Raw genomic sequence first — 19,117 nt, forward strand, 5'->3', positions numbered from 1 at the left:
GCGGCGTACATGACGCCGACCGACATCCAGGCCCGGATCAAGCGGCTGGCCAGGCAGTACCCGGCGCTCGTCGACGTGATCAACCTGCCGAACAAGACCCAGGGCTACCGGCGTACGGCGGTCGCGTACCTCGGCGACCCCAACGCGGCCGCGGTGGTCGTCGAGTCGATCAAGTTCGGCGATCAGGGGATGAACGGGGTCCAGGTCAAGACGGTCGATCCGGGCGCGCCGAACAAGCCGCTGGCCGCGACCTACAAGGACCGCGTGCTGACCGTCAGGCTGGCGACCGACAACGCCGGCAAGACCATCAGCACGACCGACGACGTGGCCGCGTTCATCACGGCCAGATATCCGCAGACCTTCAGCGCCTTCGTCGAATCGGGCTCGGCCGGTCTGCCGATGCCGGTGGTCGCCCCGGTACGCCTCGACGACGGCCTCAAGGGCACCGAGGTGTCGAAGAAGCCGTGGACCGTGCAGGCGCTCCGGATCGGCAAGGTGCGCGACGGCTCGAAGATCGGCGTCCTCGCGTACTCCCAGGAGCACGCCCGTGAGTGGGCGACCCCGCTGGTCACGCTCGAGTTCGCCGAGCGGCTGCTGGCCAACTACAACACCGACCCGGCGACCCGGCAGATGGTCGACAACACCGACATCTTCGTGATCCCGACGGTCAACCCGGACGGCGCCAACTACACCTTCAACGACTACAACTTCCAGCGGAAGAACCTCGACAACCACTGCACCGGGGTCAACCGCGACCCGAAGAACCGCGACCGCTGGGGCGTCGACGTCAACCGCAACTACACCGTCGGCTCGTTCTTCGACGGCTACGTCGGCGGCGGCAGCAACTGCCTCGGCGAAACCTATTCGGGTACCGGCGAGCTGTCCGAGTCGGAGAGCAGGAACGTGATCGCCCTCGCCTCGGCCCACTCCAACATCAAGTTCGCGATGAACGTGCACAGCTACGGCGGGTACTTCATGTGGCCGCCCGGCTCGTACAAGGCGGACGGCCGGATCACGCTGCCCCGCCCGTCGATCGACGAGCAGAAGTTCTATCTCGACAGCGCCCGCCGCATCGTGGGCGCGATCGCGTCCGAGCGGGGCACGGTCACCTGGCCGTCCTACACCGGGCCGGTCGCCGACGTGCTCTATTCCGCGGCCGGCAACTCGGCCGACGAGCTCTACTACGAGCTCGGCATCGACGCGTGGGACTTCGAGATCGGTAACGACGTCTGGAACGACGCCACCCAGGAGTGGGACGGCGTCGGCTTCCAGCCGCCGTGGGACGAGGCACACTCCGAGGCGCTGGAGTATGCGAGCGGCCTGACCGAACTGGTTCGGGTGGCCGACGACAGCGCGGCCGCCGCGCAGTAGTAGTCAGGAAATCTCGTCGAACTGACCGTGCTGGCCGCCGGCCGGCACGGTCAGTGACCGCGGGTGCGGTAGTGGTGGACGATCAGCGTGACCGCGAAGGCCAGCGCGACCGCGCCGAACGCCGAGCCGGCGAACGGGCTCCCGCCGGCCGACGAGACGACCGCGTTGGCGGCGGCGCCGAGGACCAGCCCCAGCCACAGGATCGGGCGCAGCACGCCGCGCCGGGTCCCGGTCTTCTCACCGATGCTGTACTGGTCGTTCATGGCTGCCTCCAGGGCGTCGTCTGATGTGCCTCGAACGCTATTCAGCCCGGCCGCCGGGGCCCATCCCGCAGGCTCGACAACCCGGGTACAGCCAGCACTACTTTTCGGTCCGTGCCCTGACGCCGGGCCCGGACGTGGCCTATCGTCACCGCATGTCTTGGCTGCGTGCGCGGGTCCGCGTCCTGGTCGGCGCGCTCGAGCACCTGGCCGGCGGGCTCGGCACGGCGGCGCTCGCGTTCGGCGTCCTGCTCTGGGCGCTGGTCGTCGCCCTCGCGTCGCCGGCCGGGGTCGGCCTGCCGCTGGCGCATCCCGCGCTGCGCGGGCTGCGTGCGGTCGCCGACCGCGAGCGCGCCCGGCTCACCCGCTGGGGTCCGGCGGTGCTCGCGCCGGGCCCGGTTCCCGGCGGCCTCCGGGCCGCGATTCAAGACCCTTTCGTACGCCGTGAGCTCGCCTGGCTGCCCCTCCACGGCCTCCTCGGCTTCCTGGTCGGCGTCTTCGGCCTGGCCCTCCCGCTGTACGCCGTGCAGGACCTCACGTTCCCCCTCTGGTACCGCTTCGTGGACCCCGACCAGGGCCGCCCCAGCTTCGTCCTGTGGCGCGTCGACAGCCTCGCCGACGCCCTGTGGGTGGCCGTGCTCGGTCTCGGCTGGCTGGTCGCCACGGTCGCGGCCGTCCCGCTGCTGGCCCGCGTCCAGGCCGCGCCCGGCCGCCGGCTGCTCTCCCCGCCGCCCGGCATCGACCTCTCGCTGCGGGTCGCCGAGCTGACCGCCACCCGCGCCGCCGCCCTCGACGCGCACGCGGTCGAGCTGCGGCGCATCGAGCGCTCCCTGCACGACGGCACGCAGAATCGTCTGGTCGCGGTCACCGTGCTGCTCGGCGCCGCCCGCCGGGCCCGGCAACGTGATCCGGCGCGGGCCGACGAGATCCTCGGCCAGGCTCAGGACGCCGCCGAGCAGGCGCTGGGCGAACTGCGTACGGTGGTGCGCGGAATCCTGCCGCCGGTGCTCGACGACCGCGGGCTGTCCGGGGCGCTCGACGGCCTGGCCGCGAGCTGTGCCGTGCCGTGCCGGGTCGTCGTCGACGTTTCGGTCCGGTGCGCGGCCTCGGTCGAGGCCACGGCCTATTTCGTGGTCGCCGAGGCGCTGACCAACGTGGTCAAGCACAGCGGCGCGAGCGAGGTGACGGTCGCCGTGCGGCGCGAGCGCGAGCGGCTGGTGGTCGTGGTCGACGACGACGGGCGGGGCGGCGCCGACGAGGCGCGGGGTTCCGGGCTCACCGGCATCCGCCGGCGGGTCGAGGCGTTCGACGGCCGGCTGACGCTGACCAGCCCGCCGGGCGGGCCGACGAGGATGTGGGTGGAGCTGCCGTGCGGATCGTGATCGCCGAGGACGACGCGCTGCTGCGGGCCGGCCTGGCGCTGCTGCTGCGGGCCGAGGGGCTCGATGTCGTGGCGGCGGCGGGCAATCCGGCCGAGTTCCTGGCCGCCGTCGACGAACACGGGCCCGACGTGGCCATTGTGGACGTTCGGATGCCGCCCACCCACACCGACGAGGGCATCGTGGCGGCGGTCGAGGCCCGGCGGCGGCGGCCCGGGCTGGCGGTGCTGGTGCTCTCGGCGTACGTCGAGCAGGCCTTCGCCAACGACCTGCTCTCGTCCGGGGCGGCCGGCCTGGGCTATCTGCTGAAGGAGCGGGTCGGCCGGGTCGAGGAGTTCCTCGCCGCGCTCGAGCGGGTGGCCGGCGGCGGCACCGCGATCGACCCCGAGGTGGTCGGCCAGCTGCTGGCCCGCAACCGCCCCGACGACGGCCTGAGCGAGCTGTCGCCGCGCGAGCTCGAAGTGCTGGCGCTGATGGCCGAGGGGCTGGGCAACACGGCGATCTCGGAGCGCCTGTTCGTCACCGAGGGCGCGGTGCACAAGCACATCCGCAGCATCTTCGCCAAGCTGCACCTGGCGCCCGACGACCGGGCCGACCGCCGCGTCACCGCCGTGCTGCGCTACCTGGAGAAGTAGAGCCTGCTCTACCCGAGATGTAAAGCCTGCGGGATGGTTGCCGATCCCCGTCCTCAATAGCGTTCTCCGTGCGCGCACCGAACACCCGACGACACGGAGGACACGATGTCCGTCTCCACGAAACCCCTGCTCGCCACCGCGGTACGCGTCGAGAAACTCACCCGGGCCTACGGCCCGGTCGTCGCGCTCGACGCCGTCGACGCCACCTTCGACCGGGGCACCTTCACCGCGGTCATGGGCCCGTCCGGCTCCGGCAAGAGCACGCTGCTGCAGACCGCGGCCGGCCTCGACCGGCCGAGTTCCGGCCGCGTGTTCCTCGGCGACACCGACCTGTCCCGCCTCTCCGAGACCCGGCTGACCAGGCTGCGCCGCGGCCGCATCGGCTTCGTCTTCCAGGCGTTCAACCTGATCGGCGCCCTCACCGTGGAGGAGAACATCGTCCTCCCGCTGCGCCTGTCCGGCGCCCGGCCCGACCGGGCCTGGCTGACCGCGGTGGTCGACCGGGTCGGCCTGGGGGATCGGCTGCACCACCGGCCGGCCCAGCTGTCCGGCGGCCAGCAGCAGCGGGTGGCGATCGCCCGCGCGCTGGCCGGCCGCCCCGAGGTCATCTTCTGCGACGAGCCGACCGGCGCGCTCGACTCGCGAACCGCGGCCGACGTGCTCGCCCTGCTGCGGGCGGTCGTCGACGAGCACGGGCAGACGGCGAACCATTTTCAACCTGACATCGGCCGAACAGGCTCCCGGCCGTTGGCGGCTGCCGGGCAGGGCCGTCCTCGCCACGTTGAAAAAAGTTCGGTCGTCATGGTCACCCACGACCCGGTCGCCGCGTCCTACGCCGACCGGGTGCTGATCCTGGCCGACGGCCGCATCGTCGGCGACCTGCCCCAGCCCGGCGCGGCCCGCATCGCCGAGCACCTCGCCTCGCTCGACCGGAGGATGACGCCGTGACCGCGCTCGCCACCAAGCTGCTGCGCCACCGGGCCGGCCCGTCGGCCGCCACGTTCCTCGCGCTCGCCGTCGGGGTGCTGATCCTGGTCGCGATGGGCACGCTCGTCGAGTCGGGCCTGCGTTTCCGGCCCCAGCCCGAGCTCTACCGCTCGGCCGACCTCGTCGTGGCCCAGCGCGACGTCAGCTACACCAGCAGGGATTTCGGCGGCGACACGACGACCACGACGGTCACGCTGCCCGACGGCGGCACGGTCGGCGCCGGGCTGGTCGACCGCATCCGCCGGGTGCCGGGGGTCGCGCTGGCCGCCGGCGACGACCGGATCATCGTCGACTCGCCCTCGGCGGTCGGTCACGGCCTTTCCGCGTACGCCCTCACCGGCCGCGCGACAAGCGCGGGTGGCCCGCCGAAGGCCGACGACGAGGTCCTGGCCGACATCCGGCTCGGCCTCGCCCCGGGCCGCCGGGTCGACCTGACGGTCGCGGGAGTCCACCGCTCCTATGTGGTCAGTGGGACCGCCGACACGGGCACCGCCCAACTGTTCTTCACCGACGCCCAGGCCGCCCGGCTCTCCGCACACCCGGGCCGGTTCGACGCGATCGGCGTGCTCGCCGCACCGGGCGCCGACATCACCGACGGGGTCCGGCGAATCGCCTCGGCGGCGGGTGCCAGGACGTACGCGGGTGGACAGCGCGGCGCCGCCGAGCAGTCGGCCGGCCTGCTCGCCAAGAGCCTCCTGGTCGAGGCCGGCTCCGCCTTCGGCGGTTACGTGGTCATGCTGATCGTCTTCGTGGTGGCCGGCACGATCGGCCTTTCGGTGCGGCACCGTCGCCGCGATCTGGCCCTGCTGCGGGCGGTCGCCGCCACACCCGGCCAGCTCCGGCGCATGCTGATGGCCGAGACCGCGCTGCTCGCCCTGGCCGCCTCGGCGGTCGGCGTGCCGTCCGGCCTGGTCGCGGCCCGGTGGGTGCACGGCCAGATGATCGACCGCGGCTTCGTCCCGGCCGGCTTCCCGCTCGCCGCCGGCTGGCTCGCCGCCCTGGCCGCGGTCGTGCTCACCTTGCTCGTGGCGGTGCTCGCGGCCCTGATCGCCGGCCGCCGCATCACCCGCATCAGGCCGGTCGAGGCCCTCGGCGAGGCGGCCGTGGAACCGAAGCGGAGCGGCCGGGTACGCCTCACCTTCGGCCTGATCACCATGACCGGGGCGGGCACCGCGGGCGGCTTCACGGCGGCCGCCGGCGGGTCCTCGGCGGCCCTGGCCGGCGCGGTCGGCATGCTCTACCTGTTCGTGACCGCGGTCGCCCTGCTCGCCCCGTGGATCAACGCGTTCGCCGCCCGGCTGCTCGCCCCGGTGCTGTCCCGGCTCTGGCAGTCCAGCGGCTACCTGGCGGGGAAGAACCTGCGCGCGAACGCCCAGGGCATGGCGACCGTGCTGACCGCGCTGGTGCTGTCGGTCGGCTTCGGCGGCTCGGTCTGGTTCCTGCAGAACAACCTCGAACGCCAGACCACCACCCAGGCCCGGGCGGGCACCCTCGCCGACCGCGTGGTCCTCGGCACGGGCGGCGACGCCGCGGACCAGATCCGCACGCTCGACGGCGTGGCCGCCGCCACCGGCATCCGCCACACGTCGGTGGTGGTCACTTCCTTCGGCGGCATCGAAACCGCGACGGCCGAGGCCGTCGACCCGGCCGGCCTCACCTCGACCGTCGACCTCGGCCCGGCATCGGGCCGCCTGGACGACCTCCGCCAGCCCGGCACGGTGGCCGTGTCGGCCATGCAGGCCTCGTCGTCGGGCTGGCACGTGGGGGACAAGGCCCACCTGTGGCTGGGCGACGGCACGCCGGCCGACCTCACGGTCGTGGCCATCTACCGCCGGGGCCTCGGTTTCGCCGACGTCACCCTCTCGAAGCAGACCACCGCCGGCCACCTCCCCCGCGACGCCGACGACGAGATCCTGGTCCGCACCACTCCCGCTCCCGGTGCTGGTGCCTCCCTGGCGGCCTGGAGCGCCGCCCACCCGGGCACGACGGTGGTCGATGCCGCCGCCCGCACCCAGAAGATCGGCACCGACCTGGCGATCGGCGCCTGGCTCAACAAGATGCTGATCGGCGTCATGGTCGGCTACGCCGCCCTGGCCGCCGCCACGACGATGGTGATGGCCGCCCTGGCCCGCCGCCGCGAACTGGCCCTGCTGCGGTTGGTCGGCGTCACCCGCCGCCAGATCCGCCGCATGGTCAACGCCGAACAGGCCGGCCTCCTCGGGGTGTCCGTCCTCATCGGAGCGTCGATCGCGGCGCTCACGCTGGGCTCCATCATGCGGGCGCTGACCGGCAGCCCGATCCCGTACGTGCCGGCGACGGGAGCCGTCGCCGTCCTGGGCGGCGCGACGCTCCTGGCCCTGGTCACCACGATCTGGCCGGTCCGGCGCCTGCTCCGCACCCCACCGACCGAGAACATCGGCATCAAGGATTAGGACCTGCCCTGGGTGGAACGAGCGCCGCCGTCGCGCCCGTGCGTGCCCGATAGATTTCCGGCACGGCTGAATTGGTGGCCCGCTCGGCGGACGCGGCCGGCTCGTCCGTGCCGGCCCGGGTTCGGCGACCGCGGCGGCAGCACCCACGGATCTGTCGCCGCATCCTCCGTTCCGGGCCACGCCGTTGTCCCGTCGGCCAAGCCGTCCGTGCCGTCAACCGACGCGGGACGGCTGCCTGGTCGGCACCTGGCGGATGACGTCGATGCCGATCATCAACCACCACTTCGAGGGTGTCGATGCCCGGTTCGGCAGCTCCGGTGGGGTGATCACGGCACATCTGCACCGAGACCTCGCTCACCACCTACGGCGCCGAGAAGGTCTCCACGCGGAGCTTCCGCCGGCTCAGCCCGGAACGCGGAGCTACGGGAAGAGATACAGCTCGGGCGCGACCGCCAACTCGACGGCCTGCTCGGCGGAGAGGACGGGTTCCGGTCGAGTCGCGACCGGAGCCTGACCGTTCACCGCCTGCCGATCGGTGTTCGAAACCTGCACGTCGATCTCGCTGTGCCCCCGGAAGACCTGGACGACGAAATTGCGCGGCGACTCGGCCGGGGTGCCGTCCGCCTCGGTGCCCAGCAGCACGGTTTCCCCGTCCGGCCCCCTCTGGACGGTGCATTTCGCCGTCTTGTCGCCCCGGCAGTCGCTTTCGGCCTGGACGGCCGCCGACCGGTCCACCACCCCGACCGTGACCGTCAGGTCACCGGTTCCCTCGGCGTCGCGGATCAGGGCCAGCGCGTCCACCCGGTTGCCCCACGGCGGTTCACCACCGTGGGTGAACCCCTGCAACGGCCCGGCCGGCACCCCCGGCACCGGGGCGTATTTCGCGGCCGGGAGCAATCGGGGCACCTCTTCGGTGAGGTAGCAGGTCAGGCTCGTGGCAGCCCAGTCCACCAGGTCGGGCGCCAGGGGCCGATCGGCCGCGATCACCCCGGGCGGGCGCGGACCGGGCCGGACCGGGCACGGGTCGGCCGCCGCGAAGTCGGTACCGCCGGAGGACGCCACCACCACGCCTGCCCCGGCCATCGCGGCCACGAGCCCCGCCCCCGCGAGGACGGCCAGCCGCCGGGTCCGGCGCGACCGGCGTCCGGCCGCCAGGACCGCGTCGGCGGTCAGCCCCATCACGGGCTCGCCGTCCCGCACGTACACGTGCAGAGCGCGCCGCACTTCCGCTTCCTGCATCGCCTACTCCTTCGTGAGCGCGGCGCCGTCGAGCGCCCCGCGCATGGACTGGATGGCTCGCGCGGTCTGGCTCTTCACCGTGCCCTCGCTGATCCCGAGCAGAGTGGCTACCTCGGCCACCGGCAGATCCTCCAGGTACCGCAGCACCACAGCGGCCCGTTGCCGCGGCCCCAGACCGGCCAGTGCACGATGCACCGCCAGCCTCGCGGTCGGGTCGGCACCGCCCGTCGCCCGCTCGGGTGGGTCGGCCATCAGCGACTCACGCCGCCGGGCCCGCCGGTGCGTCAGGAACGCGTTGACCACGATCTGCCGGGCGTAGGCGTCCACCGATTCCTCGCGGATGCCGGGCCAGCGCCGGTACAACCGTACGAAGGTGAGCTGCACGAGATCCTCCGCGGTGTGCCAGTCACCGCACAGCGAATAGGCGAGCCGGCGCAGCGGTTGCGCTCGGACCCGGAAATATTCGACGAACTGATCTTCCCAGTCGGCTCGGACCACTACGCCCCCTTCCGTTCCCACCCCATCTACTCCGCAGCCGGCCAAAAGGTTGCACGCTCCGGCCAAGCGTGAAGGAACTAGCCATCGACTACTACCGTTGGCGAGTGCGGAGCGCGTTCAGCGCCGATCATCACGTCGTGCCGATGAGGAAGGCCGGGGAGTTGCCCAGCGATCCTGAAGAGCTCCTGCAGTCCTTCGAGGCGCGCGTAGCAGCGCAGACTCAGCGGGCGTTGACGTTGAGCGCCGCGCTGGAGGCAGCCGAGGTCACCGCCCGGTCCGAGGGCGGCGAGGTGACGGTCACGGTCAATTCGGCGGGCGGCCTGGCCGATCTCGAGTTCCATGCCGAGTCGGACAAGCTCTCGCGGCCGGAGCTGGCGCGGCTCGTCCTGTCCACGTCCCATCGCGCCCAGGCCAAGCTGGCGTCCCGGGTGGCCGAGCTGACGGCAAACCTGTACGGATCCGACTCCGGCACCGGCGCATTGATCACCGATGCCTACCGTAACCGCTACCCGCAGTCGGAGGAGGAGCACTGATGGTGATCAAGATCCCCAGTGACGAGGTGCGGCGGCACGCGGCCGATGTGGACGAGATCGCGCGCATGCTCGACGAAGCGCGCACCGCGGCATCACACATCCGGGCGTCCGGCGGCGCCTACGGGCCTCTGGTCGGACCGCTGTTCACCAACCTCTATCTGAATCCGCACGGCGACGAGGCGATCGCCTCGTACCGCGGGGCGGTGGACGGCGTGCACGCTCTCGCCGAACTGCTGAGGGCGATGGCCGACGAGTTCGATCGCGGCGACGAGCGGGCCGAGGGCCGGATGCGGGGCCCGCGATGAGCGACGCGGCGGCGATCTCGCGGGCGGATCTCATCGCACCCGAAGCGGCGGCCAGGTGGTACGAGGGCGCCGGCATCGTCGAGGCAGCCGCCGGTGCCGTCGACGGATTCCGCAACGAAGACTTTCTCACCGGCTTCGGCAACACCGCCGTGGTCGGACTGAGCACCCTCGGCGCGATCATGGATCCGTTCCAGGCGATCTTCGCGGCCGGGGTCGGCTGGCTGATGGAGCACGTCGACTGCCTGCGCGAGCCGCTCGACTGGCTGGCCGGCGACCCGAAGGAGATCGAGGGCCACGCCGCCACCTGGCAAAACCTCCGGCAGCGCACGTACGACGCGGCCGAATACCTCGCGAGCCAGGTGCAGGCCGCCACCTCGGGCTGGGACTCCGAGGCGGTGACCGCGTACCGGAAGAAGGCGTCCGGCATGGCCGGGGACGCCGTGGCCCTGGGTGCGGTCGCCGACGCGATGGCCGAGGCCACGCTCATCGCGGGCTCCGTCGTCGGCGTCGTCCGCAACACCGTGCGCGACCTGATCGCCGAGGTCGTCGGAGCCGCCGTCTCCAAGGCCCTGCAGGCCCTTCTGGTGGTGACGATCCCCAAGGTCATCGCCGAGATCGCGCTCATGGTGGCCGAGTACACCGGAAAGATCATGAGGGTGTTGCGCCGGCTCACCGCGGCGATCGACAAGCTGGGCGGCAAGTTCCCGGCCCTTTCCGCCGTCTGTACCCAGGTGTCGAAGAAGATGGACGACGTCGTCTCCGAAACCAGCTACGGGTCGCTGTTCCTCAACTCGTCCAAAGTGCACGCGGCGGACAGCTACGTCATCGACAGCGAGGGCCCGCTGGCGGCCTTCAAACACGCGTTCGGCACCATGAGCCAGGGCGACGCCGTCGTCTACGGGGCCAAGACGCAGATCGCCGCCGACGCCGTGCGCGAGGGGCTGAAGATGAACAGCATTCAGAACGGCACCACCACGCGCGACACGCTGAGCCACGGAAAAGAACCGACACCGCCCGGCATCGACCTTCCGCTCTAGGCACCGCACCTTCCCGGGAGAGAGGTGAGCGATGAGTTCCGATCACGGCCGCGCGGCCGAGCGGCGCCGCCGCATGGACGAGCTGCTCGCCGAGGCCGAGACGAACGTGCGGCGCACCCGGGCGGACAGGAATGCGCCTCAAGACCCGGCGACAAGCGGCGATGGCCGGCGCGGCACATGGTGGGGAAGCCTGCTCGGCGTCCTGATCCTGCTCGCCATCTCCGCCGTCCTGCTGGGCACCGCGGAGACCGTCGCACGGTTCAGCCGACCGGATTACAACGACGCCCGCGACCACGGCACCGCCACCGTGGAGCAATGTCAGCGCCGCGGGCCGATCACCATCAAGGGCTTCGGGTACTACAACCGGTGCACGGTGAAGGTCACCTGGGACGGCGGCCTGAAGTCCCGGATCGATCTCGACAAGCCGGGCTTCCTGCCGGGTGCGAAGCCCGGCGACACCTTCAAGATCGGCGAAAACCAGGGGAGCCGCGGCAGCGTCGGCTACTCCCGTCCCGACCTGCCCTCTCGCGGTTGGGTCGCCTGGATGGCCGGCCTGATCGCCCTGGTCGGCATCCTTCCTCTGTTCGCCGTGATCTATTACTTGAAGTCAGTCGTCAAAAACATCGTCAAGCGCCGCTGACCACAGTTCGGTGAGCTCCGGTCATGACTGCCGGGTCGGCCGTGGGTCGTGCACGGATCGGGCGCCCGGCCGCTGCTTGATCACCGCGCGGGCCCGGAGCCCGCCTTCGTCACGGGATGCGCACAAGCCGCGGCCGGCCGGCCGGTCCGGAAGGCGGGGACCGCGCCGGCCGACGAGAGCGCGAACGCGACCAGGCCGAGGACGAGCAGCCGGCGGCGCCCGAACCGATCACCCAGCCCGGCCTCGGCGGCCAGCTCTCAATACTGGAAGGCGCTGACCAGTTGTTTCAGGCCGGTGGACATGCGGGTGACTTCGGCGGTGGCCTGCTGGGTCTGGATGACACCCTCGCTGGTGATGCGGGCCGATTCGGCGACGCCGGTGATGTTCTGGGCGATGTCGCCGGTGCCGGTGGCGGCCTCGGTGACGTTGCGGTTCATCTCTCCCGTGGTGGCGGTCTGTTCCTCGACCGCCGAGGCGATGGTGGTCTGGAAGTCGCTGATCCGGGCGATCACCGTCGTGATCTGCTCGATCGCGGTGACGGCGCCGTTGGTGTCGGCCTGGATCGTCTCGACCCGGCGGGAGATGTCCTCGGTCGCCCGGGCCGTTTCCTGGGCGAGGTCCTTGACTTCGGAGGCCACCACGGCGAAGCCCTTGCCGGCCTCGCCGGCGCGGGCGGCCTCGATGGTGGCGTTCAAGGCGAGCAGGTTGGTCTGTTCGGCGATCGCGGTGATCACCTTGATGACGTTGCCGATCTCGGCCGAGGATTCGCCCAGCTTGTTCATCGTGGCCGAGGTGCTGGAGGCCAGGTCGACCGCCTCGCTGGCGACCTTGGCCGCTTCGGCCGCGTTCTGGGAGATCTCCCGGATCGCCGCGCCCATTTCCTCGCTGCCGGCCGAGACCGAGTCGACGCTGCGGGAGATCTCTTCGGCCGCGGCGGAGACGGTCTGTGCCTGCGCGCTGGTCTCCTCGGCCGAGGCGGCGATCTGCATGGCCACATTGGACATCTCCTCGGCGGCGCCGGCCAGCGAGCCCGCGGATCCGTCGATCGTCGAGACGGTCTCCCGCAGCCGGACCATCGCGCTGTCCAGGGCCTGACCCATCTGGCCCGGTTCGTCGCGGGAGGTCAGCGCCGCGGTCCGGGTCAGATCACCGCCGGCCAGGCCGGCGCACACCTCCCGGATCCGCCCCAGGGACCGTACGATCTGGCGGGCCACCAGCAGGCCCACGCCCAGCGCCAGCGCCAGTCCGACGACGAGCAGCACGATCGAGGTCAGCCGGCTGGACACGTACCCGGAGTGCGCCGACGCGGCGGACGTGGCGGCGGCTTTCTGCTCGGCGGTTCGCAGGGTGTTCAGATCCTGGAAGACCTTGGCGATGCGGGGGTCGATCTCGCTGGTCCGGGTCTTGAGCCACGACACCCGGTCGCCGCGTCTGCTGGCCGGGATCTGCGTGTTCTCGGCGATGTCCACGTACTGCGTCCACAGTGTTTTGATGTCTGTCAGCACAGCCGGGTCGGCCGCCGTGGCGTCGGCCTGGTAGGCGGGCAGCGCGGCGTCAACCGAGGCGACATCAGCTTTGAAGGCGTCCTCCGCCGCCGCCAGCGATGCCCGGTCCTGGACGATGAAGTGCAGGGTCAGGTCCAGGCGGGCCTGCAGCATGGCCGCGCGGAGGTCACCGAGGGCGGACACGCTCGCCACATTGCCGCTGTAGATGCGCTGCGCCGAACTGCTGGACCGGCTCAGAGCGACCAGCCCGGTCAGCCCGACGGCCAGCGCCACGAGCCCGGCCACCGCCACGGCCGCGAGAATCTTCGTGCTGACCCGGAGGTCCGCGAAGGAGAACCGGCGTGCGGCGTCTCCGCTCATCGTCGTGCTCGCATTCTGTGGCGGTGAGGTCGAGTACGCCAAGGCTAGATCGGGACCGCTGAAATTCCGCCACTTTCGGAGAAATGCCGGGTTCGCGCCGGCCGGAACCCGGCCGGCGCGAACATCGGGTCGATCAGTTCTGCGGCGGCGTGTCTCCCTTTCCGCTGCCCCACTTCAGGTTCGGGGTGGTGCTCAGGCTGTACGACAGGTGCGCCCCCGAGGTGACCGCCCTGGCCGGCAGCCACGCCTTGGTGGTCGAGCGGCCATCGACCTTCAAACCCTTGATGTAGTGCTCGGTGTCGGTCGACGGGGCGTCGATCACCAGGTGGTGGCCGGTGCCCAGCCGTACGTCGGCGTGCGGGAAGAGCGGCGTCGTCAGCGCCAGCTCGGCCCGGGTCGGGACGGTCGGGTAGAGGCCGAGGGCCGAGAGGACGTACCAGGCGCTCATCGTGCCCGCGTCGTCGTTGCCCGGGATACCGCCGGTGGTGTCGTTCCACTTCGTGTCGGTGATCGCCTTGACCGTCTCCTGGGTCTTGTAGGCGGCACCGAGGTAGTTGTAGACGTACGGCGTCTGGATGTCCGGCTCGTTGGTGGCGTCGAACCGGGTGCCCTTGGTGGCGCTCAGGTCGAACGTGCCGTCCGGGTTGCGGAAGAACGCGTCCAGCCGCTTGACCGCGGTGGCGTTGCCGCCCATCTTCTGGGCCAGCGTCGTCACGTCGGAGTAGACCATCCAGGTGTATTGCGCGCTCGTGCCCTCGACGAAGCCGGTCCCGGTCGACGGGGTGAAGCCGGCGGCCCAGGTGCCGTCGCGGAAGTGGTCGCGGGCCCAGCCGGTGAAGGCGTAGGACGGGTCGGTCGGCGGCGGCGAGGTCACCGTCGGGTCGGCCAGCTCCAGCTCGCCCACCTGCACGATGTCGGCGCCGCCGTTCTTCGAGACGTTGAACCGGTAGTAGCTGAACGCCTGCGGGTCGGCGACGGTGTAGGACACCGTCTGGCCGCGCTGGGCGAAGGTCTGCCCGGTCCGGGTGTCGACGGTCGTCCAGTCGGTGCCGTTGTTCGAGCCCTGCAGCTGCCAGTCGGCCGGGTCACGCGTCGGCTCGTCGTTGCCCGACGTCACCGCGTACGAGGAAACCGTGAGCGGCGTGTCCAGCTGGGCCGCCACCCAGCCGGTGGTGGCGAAGGTGAGCCACTTCGTGCCTTTGTCGCCGTCGAACAGCTGGGCCTTGCCCTCGTTGGGCGCGTTCTCGCCGCTTGCCGTGATCGCGGTGATGTGGCCGCGGATGTTGTGCTCCAGGCCGGTGTCGGCCGCGGCGTCGGGATCGAACACGTTGCGCCAGTTGTGCGACCGGGCCAGGAACGTGTTGTAGGTCGAACGGGAGCCGAGGGCAAGCGCCAACTGCGCGATGCCGTAGTCGGCGGCCGAGTCCTCGAGGGTCTCGGCGGCGCCGCCCCAGCAGTGGCAGTCGTCGGCCGGCACGTAACCGAGCGACATGTAGTCCTGCAGCGAGGGCCGCTCGCCGAAGCATTCCACGTTGCAGCCCTTGTCGCTCGAGTCGTTCTCGGTCGGCACGGTCGCGGCGTGGATCAGCGACTTGAGGGCGCCGCGGGCGTCGAAGTCGCGGGCGCCGAAGGCGTACATCGCGGCGATCGCGGCCGCCGACGGGTCGCCCGACATGACCGAGGTCTTGCCGTTCTCCAGCAGCCAGCGGTCCCACTCGCCGCCGCGCTGGGTGGCGTAGTTGAACAGCGACTGCGCATAGTCACTGGCCTGTCGGGGGTCGAGCATCGCCAGCAGTTGCACCTGGGCGCGGTACTGGTCCCAGCCGGAGAACGTGCCGTACTGGGCGCGTTGCCGTCCGGAGACCCGGTGGATCTTGTCGTCGGCGCCGTAGTAGCGGCCGTCGACGTCGCTGGTCAGGGTCGGCTCGAGCGACGAGTGGTAGAGCGCGGTGTAGAACGTCGTCCGCTGGGCGGGGGTGCCGCCCCCGATGCGGATCTTGCTGAGCCGGGCGTTCCAGGCGGCCGCGGCCTGCGCCTTGACGGTGTCGAAACTCAGCCGGGTCGGCGATTCCACGGCCAGATTGCGCTCGGCGCCGGCTTGATCCGCGTACGAGATGGCCACGCGCATGGTGACGGCGGTCGTCCCGGGCGCGAAGGTGACGTACCCGCCGGAGCCCTTGCCGGCGACCGGCCGCCCGGAGGCGTAGCCGCTGCCCCCGGAGGCGTCCGTGCTGGACGGCGTGACCGTGGCGTCCTTCCAGGTTCCGTCGGTGGTGAACGGCTGGTCGAGCTTCGCCACGAAGTGCAGCGTGTAGTACGGGTGGGAATTGTCGGTGCTCTGCGGCCCGCAGAAGTTGCCGGCGCTGACCGAACCGGTGATCGTCCGGGTCGCCGGATCGATGTGGACGGTCGCGTCCGAACTGCCGGTCTCCGACAGCGACGTCCGGAACAGCAGGCTGGCCGGCTTGTCGGCGGGGAAGGTGAACCTGCCCAGGCCCGTACGGTCGGTGACCGTGAGTTCGGCGCCCGCGCCGGAGTCCAGACCGACCTTGTAGTAGCCCGGCGAAGCCACCTCGTTGGCGTGCGAGAACGTGCTGGCATAGACCGCGTCGGTGGCGTCGCTGGTCGGCGAGGTGGTGACGTCACCGACGTACGGCATGATCGGGATGTCGCCGTTGGCGCCGGAGCAGCCCACGCCGCTGAGGTGGGTGAGGCTGAGCCCGCGGATCCTGGTCGCCGTGTACTGGTAACCGCCCGGGGCCGGGGTCGAGATCTGGTTGCCCTTGGAGGTCTGCGGGCTCCAGGCGATCATGCCGAACGGCCGCACCGCGCCCGGGTAGGTGTTGCCGAGATTGGTCGAGCCGATGAGTGGGTTCACGTAGGAGACCGGGTCCGACATCATCGGCGCCGGCCCGGCAGCCTGCGCCGCGGCACCGATCGGGATGGTGACGGCCACCCCGGCGATCGCGGCGAGGACACGAGTTGGAAGCATCCGAGTCCTTTCCTGACAACGTTGTCAGGACAGCATTCATCGACCCACTGGCATGTGTCAATGATGTTGCGCGGTTGTTAGACGGTCAGACCGTTCCGCCTGGACCGGCGGACCGCGCTTGCCGGCGAGCCGCCGCTACTTCGGCTCAGTCCTCGGGCACCTCGGCCACCTCGGCCAACTCGTCAACCGGATCGCCTTCGTGCACGAGGATGTTCCGGGCGGCGTACCGCCGGACGTTCCCGTGATGCACCGGATGGCCCGCTCGGAGAGCCCGTCCAGGAACGTCAGCGAAGCCGTCACGGGCGCGAGGCTACCGGTCCACTCCCGAGATCTCGCCGCATCAGCACGCGTTTGCCGTCCGGGGGAGCGGCCCGGTTGAAGCCGCAGGCCCGGAACGTGCTTTCGAACCCCACATAGCCGTCGCCGCCCGACGTCTTCATCCCGTCGGCCCGGGGCGCCCCGAACACCGCGGTCGCACCGTGTTGCCCGGCCAGCTCGACCGCTGCCTCGAGCAGCGACCGGCTCAGCCCGCCGTGCCGGGCCTGCCGCCGGATGTAGAAGCAGGTCACCGCCCACGCCGACGGGTCGCCGCCGCGCCACGCGCGGGCTACTTCGAGCCGCGGGTACCACTCGCGGGCGCCGATCGCGCACCACCCGACCGGCGCGCCGTCGTCGGCGTACGCCAGGACCCCGGCCGGCGCCGGCGCCGACTCCGCGAACCGTTCGAAGCACTCCCGGCTCCGCCCGGCTTTCCAGACTTCGGTCAGGGCGGGTTCCCGCAGCAGGAACCACGTGCAGTGACAGTTCCGGGTCACCGCGGTCGTGTCGAACAGCGCGGCGAGGTCGTCGAACCGCGAAGGTGTGAGCGGGTGAACGTCCATCCGACGAAACTAGCGTGCTACGGATAGATCATGGACTCCGCTCTCGTTCTCGGCGCCGGAGGAATCACCGGCATCGCCTGGCAACTCGGACTGATCACCGGCTTGCGGGCGGCCGGCGCGGACCTGACCGGGGCCGACCTGTTCGTCGGCACCTCGGCCGGTTCGGTCACCGGCACACTGCTCGCGGCCGGTGTCGACCCGGTCGACGCGCAGCGCCTGGAGGCGCGACTGGGCGAGTCCGACCCGCCGATCCGGCCCGACTGGGCGCGCGGGTCGGAGGCGTTCGCGATCCTCAACGACGAGGGGCGCGAGCCGGCGTCGATCCGGGCCGCGGTCGGCGAGCTGGCCCTGGCCGCCGAGGTGATCGACGAGGAGCCGTACGTCGCCGCGCTGGCCCGGCGCCTGCCGGTGCACGAGTGGCCGGCGCATCCGCTGAAGATCGCCGCGGTGCGGGCGGAGACCGGCGAGCCGGTGACCTGGGATCACACATCTGAGGTGCCGCTCGACCGCGCCGTCGCGGCGAGCTGTGCCGTCCCGTGCATCTTCCCGCCGGTGACGATCGGCGGAAGCCGGTATGTCGACGGCGGAGTGCGTTCCGGCACCAATGCCGACCTCGCCACCGGCGCCGCGCGAATTGTCGTGCTGGCTCCGCTCGCCCCCGTCCGGATGCGGGGCGCTCCGGCGTCCGAGATCGACGCGCTGCGGCGCGGCTCGAAGGTCGCCCTGGTCGGGCCGGACGAGGAGGCGCTCGACGCGCTCGGGCCGAACGTGTTCGACACCAGCCGGTGGGAGCCGGCGATCGAGGCGGCGGTCCGGCAGGGACACCGGGAGGCGGCGCGGATAAAAGCGATTTGGGAGAGCTGATTCGGTTGACTTCGACGGGTTAGCCCCACGTTGTCGATTCGCGGTTTTTGCGCCGTGCCGGCCTGCTCGGTGCCGGCACCGCCGCCGTCGCCGCCGGCGCGTTCGCCGAGCCCGGCCTGGCGCTGGCGCACGACGACGACGCCCCGTCCGGCCGCTCGTGGGCCGGCCGTTCGTGCACCCGGGCCGGAACGAGGTCGCCGTCCTCAAGGAGTTCGAGAACTCGTTCGACGGCGTGGTCAGGAACGCCAACGACTCGACCCCGGCCAACGAGGCGCTCGCCGTCGCCGGCATCGGCTTCCTGGCCGACGCGGCCACCAGCAAGCGGGTGCACGACGCGCTGTTCCTCGCCAACCACCCGGCCCGCAAGGGCATCGACTCGCCGCACGGCTCTGGTCGCCTGCACCCACTTCGTGCCGGGCCCGCGGGCCCGCGTCGTGATCACTCTCGCCGGCGTCGACCTCACGGTCTTCCCGGCGCCCGAGCAGAGCGAGGCCGCCGAGGCGGCCGTGAAAACCACCTCGACGGTCACTCCGGGCGGCCGGTGCTCTTTCCGGGCGTACGCGACCGGACCGGCACGATGCCGGTCGCCGAGCTGCTGGCGATCAGTGCCATCGACGACGTCCGGGTGATCGGCGGGCCGCCGGCCACCCCGTCGGCTCTGATCGACACCCGCGACTTCGTACGCCCGCAGTGGGAGCACGGCCGCCTGGTCCTGATCGCCACGCCCGCCCCGGGCGGCCACATCGCGCCGTTCGAGGTCCCCACCCGACCCCCTGCTGCGCCAATCACTGACGCCGCGCCTCCCAGAGCACGATCGTGGCGCCGGCCGGGTCCTCGATGACAGTGAGCGACCCGACCGGCAGTTCGGTGCGCCCGCGGACGAGCGTGGCGCCGAGCGCGACCGCCCGCCCGGTCGCCTGGTCGAGGTCGTCGACCGGCGCGTAGGGCACCCACTGCGGCCGGCGGGCGTCGTCCGGGGCCAGCGGCGTGAAGCCGGCCCACGGCGCGCCGCCGTCGGTCAGCATCGGCATCGGCCCGTCGGCCGCGACCCAGCCGAACAGCTGGGCATAGAAGGCCCGCGACGCCGCCACGTCGGGCGTGCGCAGGTCGAAGAAGACGAACGGGACAGCCATGATGCTCCTTCTCGCTTCCGGTTTAGGACGGTCGACCTAAAACATAGGACAGTCGTCCTGACGGCG

The 19,117-nt window shown here is 71.5% G+C and carries 18 protein-coding genes; 11 read left to right on the forward strand and 7 right to left on the reverse strand.

The genetic code is table 11. The features are described from left to right. Positions 1–1,371, forward strand: a 1,371-nt coding sequence (locus AB0M88_RS42610; protein ID WP_364112045.1) for a M14 family zinc carboxypeptidase, incomplete at its 5' end; no start/stop codon positions are given. A gap of 50 nt (positions 1,372–1,421) precedes the next feature. On the opposite strand, the gene AB0M88_RS42615 is transcribed toward AB0M88_RS42610, so the two are convergent. Beyond that, positions 1,422–1,634 carry a hypothetical protein gene (locus AB0M88_RS42615; RefSeq protein WP_364112047.1) on the reverse strand — a complete coding sequence of 71 codons (213 nt, stop codon included), beginning with the start codon at positions 1,632–1,634 and terminating at the stop codon, positions 1,422–1,424. A gap of 152 nt (positions 1,635–1,786) precedes the next feature. Between AB0M88_RS42615 and AB0M88_RS42620 the strand changes: the two genes are divergently transcribed. From AB0M88_RS42620 to AB0M88_RS42635, 4 genes are all read left to right on the forward strand, one after another. After that, on the forward strand, positions 1,787–3,013 hold the full coding sequence (locus AB0M88_RS42620; protein ID WP_364112049.1) for a sensor histidine kinase: 1,227 nt from the start codon (positions 1,787–1,789) through the stop codon (positions 3,011–3,013). Next, entirely contained in the window at positions 3,001–3,645 is a 645-nt protein-coding gene (locus tag AB0M88_RS42625; RefSeq protein WP_364112051.1) for a response regulator transcription factor, read from the forward strand. Before AB0M88_RS42620 ends, AB0M88_RS42625 begins: the two co-directional genes overlap by 13 nt. A gap of 105 nt (positions 3,646–3,750) precedes the next feature. Beyond that, positions 3,751–4,593 (forward strand): ABC transporter ATP-binding protein, encoded by an 843-nt coding sequence (locus AB0M88_RS42630; RefSeq protein ID WP_364112053.1) that lies wholly within the window; start codon positions 3,751–3,753, stop codon positions 4,591–4,593. Then, positions 4,590–7,064: an ABC transporter permease gene (locus AB0M88_RS42635; protein WP_364112055.1), complete on the forward strand. Its 2,475-nt coding sequence runs from the start codon at positions 4,590–4,592 to the stop codon at positions 7,062–7,064. The genes AB0M88_RS42630 and AB0M88_RS42635 overlap by 4 nt, the downstream gene beginning before the upstream one ends. Before the next feature lie 420 nt (positions 7,065–7,484). On the opposite strand, the gene AB0M88_RS42640 is transcribed toward AB0M88_RS42635, so the two are convergent. Together AB0M88_RS42640 and AB0M88_RS42645 are read right to left on the reverse strand one after the other, a co-directional pair. Next, entirely contained in the window at positions 7,485–8,303 is an 819-nt protein-coding gene (locus AB0M88_RS42640) for a hypothetical protein (RefSeq protein ID WP_364112057.1), read from the reverse strand. A gap of 3 nt (positions 8,304–8,306) precedes the next feature. Continuing rightward, positions 8,307–8,801 (reverse strand): SigE family RNA polymerase sigma factor, encoded by a 495-nt coding sequence (locus AB0M88_RS42645; RefSeq protein WP_364112059.1) that lies wholly within the window; start codon positions 8,799–8,801, stop codon positions 8,307–8,309. Between the two features lie 104 nt (positions 8,802–8,905). On the opposite strand from AB0M88_RS42645, the gene AB0M88_RS42650 reads away from it, so the two are divergent. From AB0M88_RS42650 to AB0M88_RS42665, 4 genes are all read left to right on the forward strand, one after another. Continuing rightward, entirely contained in the window at positions 8,906–9,334 is a 429-nt protein-coding gene (locus AB0M88_RS42650; RefSeq protein WP_364112061.1) for a YbaB/EbfC family nucleoid-associated protein, read from the forward strand. Next, positions 9,334–9,639 carry a type VII secretion target gene (locus tag AB0M88_RS42655; RefSeq protein ID WP_364112063.1) on the forward strand — a complete coding sequence of 102 codons (306 nt, stop codon included), beginning with the start codon at positions 9,334–9,336 and terminating at the stop codon, positions 9,637–9,639. Before AB0M88_RS42650 ends, AB0M88_RS42655 begins: the two co-directional genes overlap by 1 nt. Beyond that, positions 9,636–10,676, forward strand: coding sequence for a hypothetical protein (locus tag AB0M88_RS42660; RefSeq protein WP_364112065.1), 1,041 nt, complete (start codon positions 9,636–9,638; stop codon positions 10,674–10,676). Before AB0M88_RS42655 ends, AB0M88_RS42660 begins: the two co-directional genes overlap by 4 nt. Positions 10,677–10,749: 73 nt before the next feature. Continuing rightward, the gene (locus AB0M88_RS42665) at positions 10,750–11,316 is read left to right on the forward strand and encodes a DUF6346 domain-containing protein (RefSeq protein WP_364112067.1); all 567 of its coding nucleotides are present in this window, start codon (positions 10,750–10,752) and stop codon (positions 11,314–11,316) included. 257 nt (positions 11,317–11,573) lie between these two features. Here the strand turns inward: AB0M88_RS42665 and AB0M88_RS42670 are convergent, their stop codons facing one another. From AB0M88_RS42670 to AB0M88_RS42680, 3 genes are all read right to left on the reverse strand, one after another. Then, positions 11,574–13,181, reverse strand: a complete 1,608-nt coding sequence (locus tag AB0M88_RS42670; protein ID WP_364112069.1) for a methyl-accepting chemotaxis protein — start codon at positions 13,179–13,181, stop codon at positions 11,574–11,576. Between the two features lie 133 nt (positions 13,182–13,314). Beyond that, positions 13,315–16,173 (reverse strand): GH92 family glycosyl hydrolase, encoded by a 2,859-nt coding sequence (locus AB0M88_RS42675; protein ID WP_364112071.1) that lies wholly within the window; start codon positions 16,171–16,173, stop codon positions 13,315–13,317. A 296-nt stretch (positions 16,174–16,469) separates the two neighbouring features. Continuing rightward, positions 16,470–17,054 (reverse strand): GNAT family N-acetyltransferase, encoded by a 585-nt coding sequence (locus AB0M88_RS42680; RefSeq protein WP_364112073.1) that lies wholly within the window; start codon positions 17,052–17,054, stop codon positions 16,470–16,472. Positions 17,055–17,084: 30 nt separating this feature from the next. Here AB0M88_RS42680 and AB0M88_RS42685 point away from each other — a divergent pair, with 30 nt between their 5' ends. Both AB0M88_RS42685 and AB0M88_RS42690 read left to right on the forward strand, forming a co-directional pair. After that, positions 17,085–17,918, forward strand: a complete 834-nt coding sequence (locus AB0M88_RS42685) for a patatin-like phospholipase family protein (protein WP_364112075.1) — start codon at positions 17,085–17,087, stop codon at positions 17,916–17,918. A gap of 157 nt (positions 17,919–18,075) precedes the next feature. Further along, positions 18,076–18,759 (forward strand): hypothetical protein, encoded by a 684-nt coding sequence (locus AB0M88_RS42690; RefSeq protein ID WP_364112077.1) that lies wholly within the window; start codon positions 18,076–18,078, stop codon positions 18,757–18,759. Here the strand turns inward: AB0M88_RS42690 and AB0M88_RS42695 are convergent. Next, positions 18,704–19,051, reverse strand: a complete 348-nt coding sequence (locus AB0M88_RS42695) for a VOC family protein (RefSeq protein WP_364112079.1) — start codon at positions 19,049–19,051, stop codon at positions 18,704–18,706. The genes AB0M88_RS42690 and AB0M88_RS42695 overlap by 56 nt on opposite strands. Between the last annotated feature and the right edge of the window lie 66 nt (positions 19,052–19,117).

It is taken from the genome of Actinoplanes sp. NPDC051411 (assembly GCF_040682075.1).
Classification (GTDB): domain Bacteria; phylum Actinomycetota; class Actinomycetes; order Mycobacteriales; family Micromonosporaceae; genus Actinoplanes.

What these genes read in the sequence shown, in the direction of transcription:
- AB0M88_RS42660 (WP_364112065.1), top strand. Translation starts at nt 9,636, where the DNA reads ATGAGCGACGCGGCGGCGATCTCGCGGGCGGATCTCATCGCACCCGAA.
- AB0M88_RS42640 (WP_364112057.1), bottom strand. Translation starts at nt 8,303, where the DNA reads ATGCAGGAAGCGGAAGTGCGGCGCGCTCTGCACGTGTACGTGCGGGAC.
- AB0M88_RS42620 (WP_364112049.1), top strand. Translation starts at nt 1,787, where the DNA reads ATGTCTTGGCTGCGTGCGCGGGTCCGCGTCCTGGTCGGCGCGCTCGAG.
- AB0M88_RS42655 (WP_364112063.1), top strand. Translation starts at nt 9,334, where the DNA reads ATGGTGATCAAGATCCCCAGTGACGAGGTGCGGCGGCACGCGGCCGAT.
- AB0M88_RS42630 (WP_364112053.1), top strand. Translation starts at nt 3,751, where the DNA reads ATGTCCGTCTCCACGAAACCCCTGCTCGCCACCGCGGTACGCGTCGAG.
- AB0M88_RS42685 (WP_364112075.1), top strand. Translation starts at nt 17,085, where the DNA reads ATGGACTCCGCTCTCGTTCTCGGCGCCGGAGGAATCACCGGCATCGCC.
- AB0M88_RS42615 (WP_364112047.1), bottom strand. Translation starts at nt 1,634, where the DNA reads ATGAACGACCAGTACAGCATCGGTGAGAAGACCGGGACCCGGCGCGGC.
- AB0M88_RS42680 (WP_364112073.1), bottom strand. Translation starts at nt 17,054, where the DNA reads ATGGACGTTCACCCGCTCACACCTTCGCGGTTCGACGACCTCGCCGCG.
- AB0M88_RS42670 (WP_364112069.1), bottom strand. Translation starts at nt 13,181, where the DNA reads ATGAGCGGAGACGCCGCACGCCGGTTCTCCTTCGCGGACCTCCGGGTC.
- AB0M88_RS42665 (WP_364112067.1), top strand. Translation starts at nt 10,750, where the DNA reads ATGGACGAGCTGCTCGCCGAGGCCGAGACGAACGTGCGGCGCACCCGG.
- AB0M88_RS42675 (WP_364112071.1), bottom strand. Translation starts at nt 16,173, where the DNA reads ATGCTTCCAACTCGTGTCCTCGCCGCGATCGCCGGGGTGGCCGTCACC.
- AB0M88_RS42695 (WP_364112079.1), bottom strand. Translation starts at nt 19,051, where the DNA reads ATGGCTGTCCCGTTCGTCTTCTTCGACCTGCGCACGCCCGACGTGGCG.